This window comes from Bacteroides sp. (genome assembly GCF_052357945.1).
Taxonomy (GTDB): Bacteria; Bacteroidota; Bacteroidia; order Bacteroidales; family Bacteroidaceae; genus Bacteroides.
In genome coordinates this window covers 21,402-37,232 of sequence record NZ_DAWCXD010000044.1, presented here as the reverse complement: position 1 = coordinate 37,232, position 15,831 = coordinate 21,402, and the positions used below count along the sequence as shown (strand labels likewise).

The 15,831-nt window shown below is 42.7% G+C and carries 12 protein-coding genes and 1 riboswitch; of the genes, 6 read left to right on the top strand and 6 right to left on the bottom strand.

Going from position 1 to position 15,831, the window contains the following annotated elements:
- Window positions 1–54: 54 nt before the first annotated feature.
- Together ACT8YW_RS10470 and ACT8YW_RS10465 are read right to left on the bottom strand one after the other, a co-directional pair.
- Entirely contained in the window at window positions 55–408 is a 354-nt protein-coding gene (locus ACT8YW_RS10470; protein WP_444104868.1) for a type II toxin-antitoxin system RelE/ParE family toxin, read from the bottom strand.
- A gap of 236 nt (window positions 409–644) precedes the next feature.
- On the bottom strand, window positions 645–968 hold the full coding sequence (locus ACT8YW_RS10465) for a thioredoxin family protein (RefSeq protein WP_004296832.1): 324 nt from the start codon (window positions 966–968) through the stop codon (window positions 645–647).
- Window positions 969–1,138: 170 nt separating this feature from the next.
- Window positions 1,139–1,342, top strand: a riboswitch (cobalamin riboswitch).
- Between the two features lie 132 nt (window positions 1,343–1,474).
- Here ACT8YW_RS10465 and accC point away from each other — a divergent pair.
- From accC to ACT8YW_RS10450, 3 genes are read left to right on the top strand one after another with little or no spacing between them, the layout of a single operon-like run.
- On the top strand, window positions 1,475–2,989 hold the full coding sequence (accC, locus tag ACT8YW_RS10460; protein WP_004308984.1) for an acetyl-CoA carboxylase biotin carboxylase subunit: 1,515 nt from the start codon (window positions 1,475–1,477) through the stop codon (window positions 2,987–2,989).
- Between the two features lie 23 nt (window positions 2,990–3,012).
- Complete coding sequence (locus ACT8YW_RS10455) at window positions 3,013–3,522, top strand: acetyl-CoA carboxylase biotin carboxyl carrier protein subunit (protein WP_004316076.1); 510 nt, start codon at window positions 3,013–3,015, stop codon at window positions 3,520–3,522.
- A 19-nt stretch (window positions 3,523–3,541) separates the two neighbouring features.
- The gene (locus tag ACT8YW_RS10450; RefSeq protein ID WP_444104867.1) at window positions 3,542–5,077 is read left to right on the top strand and encodes an acyl-CoA carboxylase subunit beta; all 1,536 of its coding nucleotides are present in this window, start codon (window positions 3,542–3,544) and stop codon (window positions 5,075–5,077) included.
- Window positions 5,078–5,686: 609 nt separating this feature from the next.
- On the opposite strand, the gene ACT8YW_RS10445 is transcribed toward ACT8YW_RS10450, so the two are convergent.
- Window positions 5,687–6,811, bottom strand: a complete 1,125-nt coding sequence (locus ACT8YW_RS10445; RefSeq protein ID WP_444104866.1) for an N-acetylmuramoyl-L-alanine amidase family protein — start codon at window positions 6,809–6,811, stop codon at window positions 5,687–5,689.
- Between the two features lie 129 nt (window positions 6,812–6,940).
- On the opposite strand from ACT8YW_RS10445, the gene ACT8YW_RS10440 reads away from it, so the two are divergent.
- Together ACT8YW_RS10440 and ACT8YW_RS10435 are read left to right on the top strand one after the other, a co-directional pair.
- Window positions 6,941–8,221 carry an O-acetylhomoserine aminocarboxypropyltransferase/cysteine synthase family protein gene (locus ACT8YW_RS10440; RefSeq protein ID WP_004306892.1) on the top strand — a complete coding sequence of 427 codons (1,281 nt, stop codon included), beginning with the start codon at window positions 6,941–6,943 and terminating at the stop codon, window positions 8,219–8,221.
- A gap of 170 nt (window positions 8,222–8,391) precedes the next feature.
- Complete coding sequence (locus ACT8YW_RS10435; RefSeq protein ID WP_032853512.1) at window positions 8,392–9,159, top strand: MBL fold metallo-hydrolase; 768 nt, start codon at window positions 8,392–8,394, stop codon at window positions 9,157–9,159.
- A gap of 15 nt (window positions 9,160–9,174) precedes the next feature.
- Here ACT8YW_RS10435 and ACT8YW_RS10430 read toward each other — a convergent pair whose 3' ends face one another.
- Window positions 9,175–10,098 (bottom strand): hypothetical protein, encoded by a 924-nt coding sequence (locus ACT8YW_RS10430; protein WP_008998727.1) that lies wholly within the window; start codon window positions 10,096–10,098, stop codon window positions 9,175–9,177.
- A gap of 91 nt (window positions 10,099–10,189) precedes the next feature.
- Here ACT8YW_RS10430 and ACT8YW_RS10425 point away from each other — a divergent pair, with 91 nt between their 5' ends.
- Window positions 10,190–14,116: a response regulator gene (locus ACT8YW_RS10425; RefSeq protein WP_444104865.1), complete on the top strand. Its 3,927-nt coding sequence runs from the start codon at window positions 10,190–10,192 to the stop codon at window positions 14,114–14,116.
- A gap of 211 nt (window positions 14,117–14,327) precedes the next feature.
- On the opposite strand, the gene ACT8YW_RS10420 is transcribed toward ACT8YW_RS10425, so the two are convergent.
- The gene (locus ACT8YW_RS10420) at window positions 14,328–14,870 is read right to left on the bottom strand and encodes a DUF4369 domain-containing protein (protein ID WP_291574400.1); all 543 of its coding nucleotides are present in this window, start codon (window positions 14,868–14,870) and stop codon (window positions 14,328–14,330) included.
- An 84-nt stretch (window positions 14,871–14,954) separates the two neighbouring features.
- Window positions 14,955–15,821 (bottom strand): BT1926 family outer membrane beta-barrel protein, encoded by an 867-nt coding sequence (locus ACT8YW_RS10415; protein WP_008026605.1) that lies wholly within the window; start codon window positions 15,819–15,821, stop codon window positions 14,955–14,957.
- Window positions 15,822–15,831: the final 10 nt, after the last annotated feature.

Sequence of the window (15,831 nt, the reverse complement as noted above, 5' to 3'; positions counted from 1 at the left end):
ACCGCGGGACCTCGGGGACCTACGAAGGGAAAAATTGCAATCGCACTAATTACCCTAAATTTTAACTAATAAATCAAATACGGATTCGCAATATTTATAATGATTCGTTATGTCGATTATAGAACAAACAGTTATGATGGGTTCGGAATCCATAGTCGATATTTTAAATTCCAGTCGATATTGTTTATCGATCCGAATAGATGAAATACCTTTTTTAACTCCCGTCAAGACTTCATAATTCAACGAATTCAAAGGATAAAGTGCTTCTACATTCAACGCTTCAGCCAAAATGACAATTCGCTTCACATAATTCCTTATTACTTGAGGTTGAAAACGATGCTTCTTATCGCTACATTTACCTTCATAATAAAGTTCTGAAAGATATTCCTTTTCAAACTCAACAACCATTTCTCTACTTATTACGACAGTACAAAGATAGCAGTTTTTTTCAGAATACACTAAAAAAGTGGATATAATGATAGTAATTCTATCAAACTTGACCAAAGCCCGAAAGCTAGTAGATAAAACTTGCTATCACCTTATCAACACAACTCTATTCATAGCAGTATTAATAAAAAAATACTGCAGGTATGTTCTATTCTATATTATAGTAATAAAAGCTATGGCAATCAGATCCAAACCTTTCAGGATTTGAATCCTTTCACTGCTCTTTCCAATCTTTCCAAAGGTAATTCGCCGGATTGTCTCCAGAGCTGTTGTCCTTTTCTAAAAAGAATAAAGGTAGGAGTCGACTCAACTGTATAGAAATCTGTAAGGGCAGGTTCCTGATCGATGTCTACCAATACCACTTCCAATGTTCCTTCCATCAGTTTCTTAAATTCTTCAACAACCGGTTTCATACGTTGGCAATGAGGACACCACGTTGCATAAAACTCTGCCATTACCCAATCACCGTTAGCCAGTTTCTCCTGATTTCTTTCTTCACGAGCTATTTTCTTTTCTTTCATACGAATATCTCCTTTTAATTAATTACTATCAACCTAACAATATCAAGAGAAATATAGTTTAGAAAAGTAGCAAGGTTATACACTAATTAAAGAATCCTTATTTAAAGATAAGCATTGCACAAAAATGAAACTTTCGTGCAAAAAAGGAACATCTTATTTAATATTTATTTATCTTTGCCCCCCGAAATGGTTCAGAATCCGTATCCAACGGACGACGATTAATAGGGAATCGGGTGTAAGTCCCGGACAGTCCCGCTGCTGTGAAGCTCTGTTCAATGTCTTATAATTGAACTAATTTAACGCCACTGATGTTAATCGGGAAGGCAAATAAGACAAGAGTCAGTCAGAAGACCTGCCATTTTGTGTAAGACGCTCCCCTCCTCGTGGGTTAGGAGAAAGAGCATCACTTGTTAAGCCCCAAATCAAAAAAATACTGTTTTTCGTCGGGTGGAGTATGTCCATTAGATGGGAAGACATTAATAAGTATGTACTTAATTGAAAAAAGTATGATAAAAAAAATCTTAGTAGCCAATCGCGGTGAAATTGCCGTAAGGGTGATGCGCTCCTGCCGGGAGATGGAGATAACGAGTATCGCTATCTTCTCCGAAGCAGATCGGACCGCGAAGCATGTGCTTTATGCAGACGAAGCTTATTGCGTAGGGCCGGCAGCATCCAAAGAGAGTTATCTGAATATAGAAAAAATCATCGAAGTGGCGAAAGCAGCTCATGCGGACGCCATCCATCCGGGTTACGGCTTCTTGTCCGAGAATGCTACCTTCGCCCGTCGATGTCAGGAAGAAGGAATCATCTTTATCGGACCTAATCCGGAAACAATGGAAGCCATGGGGGATAAAATTGCTGCCCGTATCAAAATGATCGAGGCGGGAGTACCCGTTGTTCCCGGCACACAAGACAATTTGAAAAGTGTGGAAGAAGCCATAGAACTTTGCAATAAAATCGGCTATCCGGTGATGCTGAAGGCCTCTATGGGCGGTGGTGGAAAAGGTATGCGCCTCATCCACAGTGCCGAAGAAGTAGAAGAAGCATATACCACTGCCAAGAGCGAATCATTGTCTTCCTTTGGCGACGACACGGTTTACCTGGAGAAGTTCGTTGAAGAGCCTCATCACATCGAGTTCCAGATTCTTGGTGACAAGCATGGAAACGTCATCCATCTGTGCGAACGCGAATGTTCCGTGCAACGCCGTAACCAGAAAATCGTGGAAGAGACTCCTTCGGTTTTCGTCACTCCCGAACTGCGAAAAGACATGGGTGAAAAAGCGGTAGCGGCGGCTAAAGCTGTGAACTACATCGGTGCAGGTACTATCGAATTCCTTGTTGACAAACACCGCAACTATTATTTCCTTGAGATGAACACCCGCTTGCAGGTGGAACATCCGATTACGGAAGAAGTGATTGGAGTAGATTTGGTGAAAGAGCAAATTAAAGTTGCTGACGGACAAGTGCTTCAACTGAAACAAGAGAATATCCAGCAACGCGGGCACGCTATCGAATGTCGTATCTGTGCCGAAGACACTGAAATGAATTTCATGCCAAGTCCGGGTATCATCAAACAAATTACAGAACCGAACAGTATCGGTGTGCGTATTGACAGTTATGTATATGAAGGATATGAAATTCCGATCTACTATGACCCGATGATCGGTAAACTGATTGTGTGGGCTACCAATCGCGAATATGCGATTGAGCGGATGCGTCGTGTTCTCCACGAATATAAATTGACCGGAGTGAAAAACAACATCAGTTATCTGCGTGCCATCATGGATACTCCTGATTTTGTAGAAGGTCATTATGACACAGGATTCATCGCCAAGAACAGCGAGTTTCTGCAACAACGGATTACGCGCACCAGCGAATATTCCGAAAATATTGCCCTGATCGCTGCTTATATAGACTATTTGATGAATCTCGAAGAGAACAACAGCGGTATGGCTGCCGACAACCGCCCTATCAGCAAGTGGAAAGAGTTCGGATTGCATAAGGGTGTGTTGAGAATCTAAATTTTAACAAAGAGAATTCAATTATGGAAATTCATATAGGAAACCGTGTGGCCGAAGTAGAACTGGTCAGCAAGGAAGATAACAAGGTAGTGCTCACCATTGATGGAAAAACGTTTGAAGCAGACGTAGTGATGGCAGAAAACGGTACTTGCAACATATTGATGGACGGACGCAGTTCGAACGCACAGCTGATTCGTCGTGATAACGGAAAAAGCTATAAAGTGAATACGCATTATAGCAGTTTCAATGTAGAAATAGTGGACAGCCAGGCAAAATATCTGCGTATGCGCAAAAAAGGGGAAGAAGAACAGAATGACTGTATCATTTCTCCGATGCCGGGCAAAGTAGTGAAAATACCTGTTGCAGTCGGTCAGGAAATGAAGGCGGGAGACACCGCTATCGTTATCGAAGCCATGAAGATGCAGAGTAACTACAAAGTGACTTCAGACTGCCGCATTAAAGAAATTCTGGTTCAGGAAGGTGATAACATAACCGGCGACCAGACGTTAATAACATTAGAACCGATTGCATAATATAAGAACGGATTGCATTATGGAAGAAATGAATAAAGCATACGCCACGTTCGAGGAACGTGACCGCATCGCTTCTCTTGGTGGAGGCGTTGATAAAATAGAGAAGCAACACGAAAGCGGTAAAATGACTGCTCGCGAACGTATTGAGATGTTGCTCGATAAAGGTACTTTCGTTGAACTGGATAAGTTGATGGTTCACCGTTGTACGAACTATGGCATGGATAAAAACAAAATTCCGGGAGATGGTATCGTATCCGGTTACGGAAAGGTGGACGGTCGACAGGTGTTTGTTTACGCTTATGACTTTACGGTATATGGCGGCTCACTGTCAGCTTCCAATGCTAAAAAGATTGTGAAAGTACAACAACTTGCATTGAAGAACGGTGCCCCGATTATCGCTTTGAATGATTCGGGCGGTGCACGTATCCAGGAAGGGATCGAGAGCCTTTCCGGTTATGCTGATATTTTCTATCAGAATACAATGGCCAGCGGTGTGATTCCACAGATTTCGGCAATCCTGGGTCCTTGCGCCGGAGGTGCCTGCTACTCTCCTGCCCTGACCGATTTCATCTTTATGGTGAAAGAAAAAAGTCACATGTTTGTGACTGGTCCGGATGTAGTAAAAGCTGTGATTCATGAGGAAGTAAGTAAAGAAGAGCTGGGTGGCGCAATGACACATAGCAGCAAAAGCGGTGTGACTCACTTTATGTGCAATACCGAAGAAGAATTGCTGATGAGCATCCGTGAACTGCTTTCTTTCTTACCGCAGAATAATATGGATGAAGCTAAGAAACAACCTTGCACTGACGAAACAAACCGCGAAGATACTTCTCTGGATACAATCGTTCCGGTAGACCCGAACGTACCGTATGACATGAAAGACATTATCGAACGTGTTATAGACAACGGCTATTTCTTCGAAGTGATGCCGAACTTTGCTAAGAATATTATCATTGGCTTTGCCCGTATGGCAGGTCGTTCGGTAGGTATCGTAGCGAATCAGCCAGCTTATCTTGCCGGTGTTCTCGATATTGATGCCAGCGACAAAGCAAGCCGTTTTATCCGTTTCTGCGATTGCTTCAATATTCCATTGATTACATTCGAAGATGTTCCGGGATTCCTTCCGGGATATACACAGGAAAACAATGGTATCATCCGTCACGGTGCAAAAATAGTTTATGCATTTGCAGAAGCCACTGTTCCCAAACTGACAGTGATTACCCGCAAAGCTTACGGTGGTGCTTATATCGTAATGAACTCTAAGCAGACCGGAGCTGACGTGAACTTCGCTTACCCAAGTGCAGAAATTGCTGTGATGGGTGCGGACGGCGCCATCAATATCCTGTTCCGCAAAGCTGACGAAGCAACAAAGGCCAAGGAACTGGAAGCCTACAAAGAAAAGTTTGCCACTCCGTATCAGGCTGCCGAGCTGGGATATATTGACGAAATCATTTATCCGAGACAGACTCGCAAACGTCTGATTCAGGCACTGGAAATGACGGAAAACAAGATGCAGACAAACCCGCCCAAGAAGCATGGTAATATGCCTTTATAACAACTAGATAAGGTGCGCAAAAGCACCACTCATAAAACGAGCTTGCAGAGATTCTATGATATACTTTAGGAGATTTGTAAGCTCGTTTCTTATTTGTAAGCCTGCCGTTTCTTTATATGTGACAAAAAAAACGGCACCTCGATTCACATCGCAGCACCGTCACAACACAAACACAAAATAAAACACGACAAAACTACTATGCAATCTTCCTGTCATGCCGGGGAGGCATACCTTGCTTGACTTATCTATATTCGCATACACACAAGAAGCTTTATCAGGCGATTTGCACAATAAATAACATACATTTCCGGATTTTGTTCACAGGATTGATAAGATTTTATTCAATAATATGATAAGAAAATGAAATAGCACGCCCTTTAAGGAATTCAAGAGAAACGAAAAAACGGTACCCCGATTCACATCGCAGCACCGTCACAACACAAACACAAAATAAAACACGACAAAACTACTATGCAATCTTCCTGTTATGCCGGGGAGGCATATTCACTAGCCTATATATATTCGCATACCTACAAGTAGCCATCAGGCGATTTGCATATATAAAACATTCAGATTTTTATTTTGTTCACGAAAGGAGAAGTAAAAATGTTATTTCTTCTCCTTGTAGTCTTTCAGGAAGCCTTCCATCAGCCATTTGGCGAGTGCCTGACGATTGGAATTCATCACCAACCGACGCTGATCGAACGTATTCTGGATATTACCCAACTCCACAAAGACGGAAGCGGGAGTGGTATGGGAAAGTACGTATAAGTTACGCCCGCTTATTGTGCCGGAAAAGCCCCGGTTGGGTTGATGCTTATCATATTTTGACTCAAACGTATCTTTCATATTATTCGCCAATCGTTTGCTTTCTCCCTTTTTATTCGAATAATAGAAAAAGACATCCGTTTGTTTTCCCTTACTACGGCTATCGATATGAATAAAAATTGCCCTGCAATAAGAGTAGTTCTTACGGTCTTTCCGATAAAGGGCGTTTATTTTATCGCAGCGTTGCTGTAAGCGTTGCACCTGATTCAAAGGAATTGGATCGCCCATACAAGTCTCCCGTTTACTGTTTGACAGGTACGAATCATCACGGATACCATCTTTAGCATCTTGAATGATGATACGGACTTCGGCTCCTTCCTGCATCAGGTTACGTGCCAGACGGAGGGCAATATCATAAGCGTATTCATCTTCGTGCAATTCGTATTTACCAACTTTCCCGATAGCACCCGGATCAGGACCTCCATGTCCGCTGACCACATAGAAGCAAGCACCGGCAAGACGGTTGGAAGTGACTTTCACATCAGCCAGTTGCTTTCCAAACAGAGGCTCATTGAGGGTGGTTCCTATTTTTGTTGATTTAGCTTTCGGAGATTGTTGCTTTGTCCCGGAACTTTCGGAAGCTGTATTCTTCGCATCGGCATTCTTAGTGGGAGCATCTTTACTAGAAGTTTCTTTAGTGGAAGTACTTTTTGCAGGAGTAGCCGTCGATTTCTTTACCGGAGGAATAACATACGTTACGCCCACTTTAAGCACATTGTTCTTTCCCAGTTTCTGTTTATTCAGCTCAATAAAATCGTCGTAATACTTCTTCGGAGAGCGGTTGTGCCTCAACAGAAAAGAAGAGATGCCTTCACCCGCCTTCGGAGTTGCCTTCTGCTGTGCCCAAAGAGTTGTGCCCGAAAAAAGAAAAGCTAAGAATAAAAGAATATAGAGTTTATTTTTCATAACTACATTAACTATCTCCTTCGCAAGAGTATCATTTCACTCATAAACAGGGCAAAAATACAATTATTTTCCCTACTTTTGCAGCATTAAAACATTTTTTGAAATAAAACATTAAAACCCGATAACATTATGGCAAAACAATTCAAACCGGAAACCCTGTGTGTACAGGCAGGATGGACGCCTAAAAAAGGCGAACCACGCGTATTGCCCATCTATCAAAGTACAACTTTCAAATACGATACCAGCGAGCAGATGGCCCGCCTGTTCGACCTGGAAGACAGTGGTTACTTTTATACCCGCCTGCAAAATCCAACGAATGACGCTGTTGCCGCCAAAATCGCTGCCCTTGAAGGTGGTGTAGCCGCTATGCTGACTTCCAGCGGTCAGGCTGCCAACTTCTATGCCATTTTTAATATCTGTCAGGCAGGAGATCACTTTGTTTGCTCTTCCGCTATTTACGGAGGTACGTTCAACCTGTTTGGCGTGACCATGAAGAAGCTAGGCATCGATGTGACTTTCGTTAATCCGGATGCCAGCGAAGAAGAAATTTCTGCAGCTTTCAAACCGAATACAAAAGCTTTATTCGGTGAAACGATTTCCAACCCTTCTCTTGAAGTACTGGATATTGAGAAATTTGCACGCATCGCACACAGTCACGGGGTTCCCTTGATTGTTGACAACACTTTCCCGACCCCGATCAACTGCCGCCCATTTGAATGGGGAGCTGACATCGTGGTTCATTCTACTACCAAATACATGGACGGACACGCTACAAGCGTAGGTGGCTGTATCGTAGACAGCGGTAATTTTGACTGGGATGCTCATGCTGAAAAATTCCCGGGACTTTGTACTCCGGACGAGTCATACCACGGACTGACTTATACCAAAGCATTCGGTAAAGGTGCTTATATCACCAAAGCAACTGCCCAACTGATGCGTGACCTCGGCAGCATCCAAAGCCCGCAAAATTCTTTCTTATTGAATCTGGGACTTGAAACGTTGCACCTGCGTATGCCTCAACACTGCCGCAACGCGCAGAAAGTAGCCGAATATCTTTCTAAAAATGAGAAAGTTGCCTGGGTAAACTATTGCGGACTGCCGGACAATAAATATTATAGCCTTGCACAGAAATATATGCCGAATGGTTCCTGCGGAGTCATCTCCTTCGGACTGAAAGGCGGACGTGACGTATCTATCAAGTTTATGGATTCACTGGAATTCATTGCGATCGTTACTCACGTGGCGGATGCACGTAGTTGCGTGCTCCATCCGGCGAGCCATACTCACCGCCAGTTGACGGATGAGCAACTGATGGAAGCAGGTGTACGCCCGGACTTGATCCGTCTATCGGTAGGTATCGAAAATGCGGATGATATTATTGCTGATATCGAACAGGCATTGAACGCATAAGAATACCGTAAAGGCATAAAATAATAAGAGAAGGCACGGGAAATCTTTCATTCCCGTGCCTTCTTATTTTCCACAAAAAGAAAGTTAATTTCGCGGAGAATCATTTCAAATATGAACCGATAAATCCTCCCGGATGTTTATCTTTGCAGGGAACCAAATTCTGTACAGATATGAAAAAGAATCTATTATTAGCATTCGTGTTATGCCTTTCTTACGGATTTTCTTATTCCCATTCATTTTATAACCCCATTAATCTGACTACAAAGATGCCTGACTTTGAAATGGATTCGTTTACCACCAAGAGTGGAAAAAGCCTGAAGATCACTTTCTTCAAGCATGCCAGCTTATTATTAGAGTATGCAGGACAAAAAATATTCGTTGATCCAGTATCCGATTATGCCGACTATACACAACAGCCGAAGGCGGATTTCATCTTGATTACGCATGAACATGGCGACCATTTCGATACCAAAGCAATAGCAGCTATCGAAACGAGTCGGACCAGAATTATAGCCAATCCTAATTGCCGAAAAATGCTGAATAGAGGACAGGAGATGAAGAACGGTGATGTGCTTCAACTTGCAGATGACATCAAACTGGAAGCCGTGCCTGCCTATAATACAACTCCCGGCAGAGACAAATTCCATCCCAAAGGGCGTGACAACGGATATATTCTGACTCTGGGAGGAACTCGTATTTATATTGCCGGAGATACGGAAGATATTCCGGAACTGACCCAAGTGAAAGATATTGATATCGCTTTCCTGCCAGTCAACCAACCCTACACCATGACACCGGAACAAGCGATACGGGCAACTCAAATTATCAAGCCGCGCATTTTGTATCCTTATCATTACGGAGATACGGATATCAATAAAGTAAAAGAGGGGTTGAAAAATGAGAAAACAACCGAAGTACGTATACGGGCTTTACAATAAAGCCCGTACAAATGATTATAAATCCTCCGCAGATAAACTGGAAATCATTGTATCCACCCAGTATACAACTGTTCTATCCTCAGGTAAAAAACCTTCAAGATAAGGCGAATCAGATACATCTTCCAACCATGCCGTAGTAATCGGACCTCTTTCTCTTGTAAGACTTTGAGTTCCTAAATACGGACTAAAATTAAAGAAGGTGTGTTGTTTCTCTACATCATTTTCACCTGTATATGTAAAGACAAAAGCTTTTTTCTTTTTTCCGGCCAATGAAGCCCATTCTATCCGATATGTCCCTTCAACAAGCACCTGTTCATCCTTTGTTTTATAGGTGAATTTCCCTCCTTCTCCTTCTTCAGACAAACGATACACATCATCCGGTCGTAACACACAGATATCTCCTCTATTAATAAAAGCATAAGGAGCCATTGCTACATTCACTTTCTCCTGCAAGTCATCTTCTGCATCCAACAATAACAACATATCCTCACTAGGTCTGGAAACTTGGAATTCAGGTTGGTCGAGACATGTAAAAGTCAGTACACCATAAGAAACAGTAACAGGCAGCGTGACATAATTGCCGTCTTTATCACTAACGGTAACCGTTACTTTCCCTTTTTTACCATGTGAGCTAAGCCATAACCTGTTATCGTTGACTGTTGCCGTCACAATCGTCTCATCGGAGCTTTGTGCCGAGTAACCACCTTTTCCATTAGCTATCCCGATATTCTCCGCTTCCCATCCATTAAGATACAGGACTGTAGAAGAAATCGTATTCGTACAGGTTCCCGTTTCGTCGATTAATTTGGAACCGCTAAATAAAATAATCTCTGCATCATCTTGACAGGCTGATATACCAAAAGCCATGAGAGAAAGAAGAAAGAAGCCTAATAAAGTTTTTGTTTTCATATTTTCAGTGGTATGGTTAAATCGCGGCATATGCCATTGTTTTGCAAAGATATAAAGTATTTGTAAAAAAAGACTATCTTTGTCTGGAAAAAACATAGCTATCTGTATTAAAATAAAAAGCATGACTTTAAAATACTATTATAGTCTCATTCTCAGTCTAATGACTACTCTTTCCGTTTCGTCTCAACAAGTCGTCGTCACGGAGCTTCCTACTCAAAGATTGTTACCGGTAGCACATATTCACCGGATTCTTCAGGATAGCGAAGGTTATATGTGGTATGCAACAGAAGGCGGAGGCCTGTGCCGTGACAACGGTTATCAGATTAATGTCTTCCGTTCAGACTTAAATACGCCTCACCTGCTATCCAGCAACGACATTACCTGTATAACAGAAGACAACGGACATCATATCTGGTTCGGCACCAAACGTGGTTTATACAGATTAGATAAAGCTAATTATCAAATCTACGAAATAACAGACGGGGAACTCAAGAAGCAAAGAGTCGATGCTGTCCGGGCTATTCATGACGGCACTATCTGGACTTCGGCCGAAGGTATGATTTACCACTTTTCCAGTGAAGGCAAATGTCTTGGGAGTTATCCTTCAGAATGGAAGGGCACGAGACGAAACGTTACTGACTTTTACGAAGATGGAAAACATCAACTTTGGGTACTGCAAGGATCGGGAGGTCTTCTACAATATCATCCGTCAACAGACAGCTTCTCGCCTTATCAATGGACGTGTGACGCATCGCCTATACAAATGATTGAAGACGTACAAAATGAATGCTATTGGGTGGCCACTTGGGGAAAAGGAGTTGTACAATTAATCCCTTCTTCCAATCCACAATCGGAGGAAGTAATCTGCAAGTTACAACCCGCCACCTTAGAAGGGTACGAACAGACACCGCATAAAACTCAAATACTGGGATTACTTAAAGACAGCCGGCAGGGAGTGTTGTGGGTTTCAGCGATGGACAATTTATATGCTTACCGAATTGTAGATAATGCGCTGCATCCCGTCGATACGGAAAGTTTTCTTCCTAAAGGCAAAAAGATATTGGATAGAATCATTGAAGACCGTGCCGGCAATGTATGGGTTCCAGGATATTCTCCCCATACGTTTATCCTCTCGTTCGACGCCAACAAAATCAAACGTTACCCCGCTTCTGCCATGTCCGTTATTACCGGTTATCCGGTGATGGCAGACAGAACGATTCAAGAAGAAGACTATTATTGGATATGGCAGGGAAGAACCGGATTATCCATCTACCATCCCACTTCCGAACAGATTTCTTTTGCATCGGATTTTTCCGAAGAAACAGGAAAGTATAATATCATAAAATGTATCGAGAAATGTCATAATCAATCTGGAATCTGGGCTGCATCCGATAATGCGTGTCTATTGCATCTGCAACATGAAGGCATGAAGATGAAACTGACAAAAGAGATTCAATTGCCGGATGCCCGACAGATTCGTGTATTGAGTGAGGACAATCAGGGAAACTTATGGATAGGCACAGAAAATGCCATCTATCAATATTCTCTTTCCAAAGGGGAACTTAAGAAGTTTCAGGGGGGCACGGATATGATAAACGACCTGGCAGTTGCCCCGGACGGAACGATATTCTGCATTACAGAAGCATTGGAGTTCCAATATTTTTCCCCGGAAGGAGAAAGACATACGATTCGGAAAGGAGAAAACTATTCATCTGTCCTCATCGCTCCTGATGGTAAAGTGTGGGTAGCTACTTTGGAAGGAAATGTGTACAGCTATCATCCGCAAACTAAAGTTATCACCCGGGAAGAGAATGCCTGCAACACAAACGGAGATGCTATCAAAGGAATGGAGATAGACAACTTGGGACATTTGTGGATATTGGCAGACCCATACGTAAAAGAGTACAACCCTACGAATCATTCATTTAGAATACTGTATAATTCCGACCGCTTCATTCAAGTGGATTATTTCCTTTCCATCCGCAAAATGGAAGATGGGGCGATTTGCCTCGGAGGGATCGGTGCTTTTTGTCTGATTACCCCATCTGCAGAGCTGGATCAATCTCCCAACGATATAAAGCCCGTTATATCCTCCATCAAAATAGACGGAAAAACACAAATAACAGGTATAAATACCCGACAAATAGAATTGAATCCTGATAATATCAATGTAGAAATATCCTTTTCTACGCTAGAACACTTGCACGCCGGACAAATCAGTTATGCTTATCGTCTGAAAGGATGGGATGTAAGCTGGAAATCACTTCCTCCGGGAGTAAACACTGCATATTTCACCAAACTTCCCAAAGGCAACTACACACTGGAAATTAAAGCGACGGACATTCACGGTTGTTGGGCACAGCCCATGTCCTGCCTGCAAATCAATCGTCTACCGGCATGGTACGAGACATGGTGGGCATATGCCCTCTATATGTTTTCTTTTATTCTGATAGCGACAGGAGTCATAAAGATCTACTTCAACCGTCTGCACCGGAAGCAACAGGAACAGTTGGAAGAACAACTGACACAGATGAAATTCCGTTTCTTTACGAATGTCAGCCACGACTTACGCACTCCCCTGACGCTGATTATCACTCCTCTAAGCAGTCTACTATCGGAGATTCAGGACGGCAAGTTAAAGCAACAGTTATCTTCCATCTATCGCAATGCTGAAGAATTGCTGCAATTAGTCAATCAATTACTGGATTTCCGCAAACTGGAAGTGAGCGAAGAAAAACTGAATCTGACGAATGCAGATATCCGTGAATTTGTCACAACTACTTGCGAAGCATTCGAGTCGTATGCGAACAACAAGCAGATTCACTTTTCAGTCATACCACTGAAACAAACGCTTTATATGTATCTTGACCGGGATAAAGTACACAGGATTCTCTACAACTTACTCAATAATGCGTTCAAATTTACACCTCCTGAAGGAAGAATCGATGTGTTTTTCAAAATGGAGAACAGAGGAGGGATACAGTACGTCTGCATCATCGTGCAGAACACCGGGCAGGAAATAGCAGCAGATGAACTTCCCCATATATTCGACCGCTATTATCAGATCGGGGCAAACACTCACAGACAGGCAACAGCAGGAAGCGGCATCGGATTGCATATTGTGAAAGAATATGTCGCCATGCATCAAGGCTTTATAGAAGTGGAAAGTAATAAGGAAGAAGGAACTGAATTCTGTGTCTATCTTCCTACCAATCTGGTTGATAAACGTTTGTTACCGAGAGAGGAGAACATACCGGATGAATCCGGAGCAACTGAAACGAACTCATCAGATGCCCGGAAGACCATTTTGATTGTAGAAGACAATGAAGAATTCCGCCAATTCATGTATCAGCAGTTATCACAAGAATATCAGGTATGGGAAGCCTCCAACGGAGAAGAAGCGGAAGCCATCGCCAATGAGAAAGAAGTGGATATCATTGTGAGTGATGTCATGATGCCGGGAATGGATGGGTTTGAATTATGTCTCCGGCTGAAAGAGAATATGAAGACTTCACACATCTTCATTATTCTGCTTACTGCCCGCACAGGTGACGAAAACGAACTGGCAGGATACCAATCGGGAGCAGACTGCTACCTGACAAAGCCCTTCAACATGGATATTTTAAAGAACCGGATCCAGCATCTGCTGGCATTGCAGCAAAAACGGAAACAGATATTCTTGTCAGGCATTGAGGTTAATGCGGAAGATCTCACTTCCTCCAAAGTAGATGAGCGATTCCTGGAAAAAGCAATCGAACTGGTCGAAAAGAATCTGGATAACAGTGATTATAGCGTGGAAGCTTTCAGTGACGACATGTGTATGAGCCGAATGAATCTTTACCGTAAACTGCAAATTATCACCGGACAGAAACCCACAGAATTTATCCGAAGCATCCGTTTGAAGAAAGCTGCCGGATTACTGACTCATACGGAACTGACCGTTATTGAGATATCGGAAAAGGTGGGATTCGCTACACCGAGTTATTTCAGTAAATGTTTTAAGGAGATGTTCGGAGTGTTGCCTACACAATATCACTCGCAGGATTAAAGGGAAAAAGGACGTCCCCGGGGGAAAAAGGGAATGGGAAATACGGGAACGTCCTCAAAACATAACAATACAGAAATACGGACTTTCACAAGGGCACATTTCTGTCTCTCTTATGCAACATTCCCTTCTATAAAAATATGGAGGAAATATCTGGAGAGGATATTATTATGTGGGAAATTTAGTTTATAGTCTTAAAAGCAATCTGATTGCATCAAAGTGATGAACGATAAGCAGTCCGGATATATTCTCCTACCGCATTGTCATCATTGATTTCTATGTATTTTTTCAATAAATCCGCAAATCCGGATTTTATCTGTTCCGTTTGTTTGTTCTCGCAGGCTGTGGAATATTCATCAACAGCCATGAGAAAATCCTGCATCCGTTCATTCAGCATTGTTCCTCCCGTACAAACCACATCGGAAATATCGGCTTGGATACTACCATTTTCTATGACGACAGGGAGGCGGTATTCCAGTCCCGATTTGCTGGCACAAATAGAAAGCACTTTTACTACGGGCGACACAATAGTCACCGTATCGGCAAAAGCAAACTTTCCATGGATTATTTCTGCACTATCTACCGGCTGCCCGCTCGAAGCATCTTTCATATAAACCATTTTTCCTTCGAATTCGGGCAAAGGTGCACTGCCGTTAATTTCGTAACCTCTTATCTGATGCCCGGTGCAAGCCACTATCAGGCATACTCCCGAAAGAAAAGATAAAAGTTTCACATATTTGTTCATTAAGCTCTTCATTCTTCTTTAAAAAAGAAAAGCCGTCCGCACTATCAGCTGAACGGCTTTCTCTTTTCATTCATACATTTGTATAATCATTCATCCTTAGAATCTGAATCCCAGTTTCACTACAGGCATTTCAAATATCTTGATGTTGTGGTGACTGGCGTTATATTTATCAAATCCTTTCGGGCAAATCTGTATCAGGTCATAACGGTAAGCCAGAGGGTGCATTTCGAAACCGAAAACAAAACCTTTGGCAATGCTATACTCGATACCTGCTACGGCAGCTACTTTGAAACCGTACATCTGGCCGGCTTTACTTCCGGAAACATAGACCTGTGACGGAAGTTCTTCCGAGTCGTCACTATCCTTATAGGTGTCTCCGGTGTATGGTTCGGTCGTTTCAATGCGTGCCATCTGGAAGCCGAGTGCGCCTCCAAGATACGGATGAATACGTTCGTTGCGAGTCTTGAAATAGTAGTTGGAACCGACAGATACATACCAGTTGTTGGTCATCTGCGCATTGATATAACTTTGCGCAGGGATAATCATGTCGGGCACACTGTTGTCTCCTTCTACATAGTCTTTCTTAGGAGTGAGGCTGACGTTCATGCTGAACTGGAAATTTACATCCCAATTGTCAGACACGAAATACTTACCTTCAATTCCGGCTATATTGACCAGACTATTATTATTCAGACTCCCGATGTTCAGATAGCGGTTCAGATCGCCGGAGTTATCCTTCCCTCCATTGGGAAGTCCGACTACTCCTCCGTCATTGGAGAACTTGGGAAGCAGATAAGAAGTGTTTTCGTTAAAAAACTTTCCGCTACCAAGCAGGACTGAAACCTGCCACTGTCCTTTCTTCGGGGCAAACGACGCATCATCACTGCTGCTGTAACGCTGCGCCATTGAAGGCGCAGCTGTCATACAGGTCAGCAAAAGTAATGTGCATAGTTTTTTTATCATCTTGTTACTT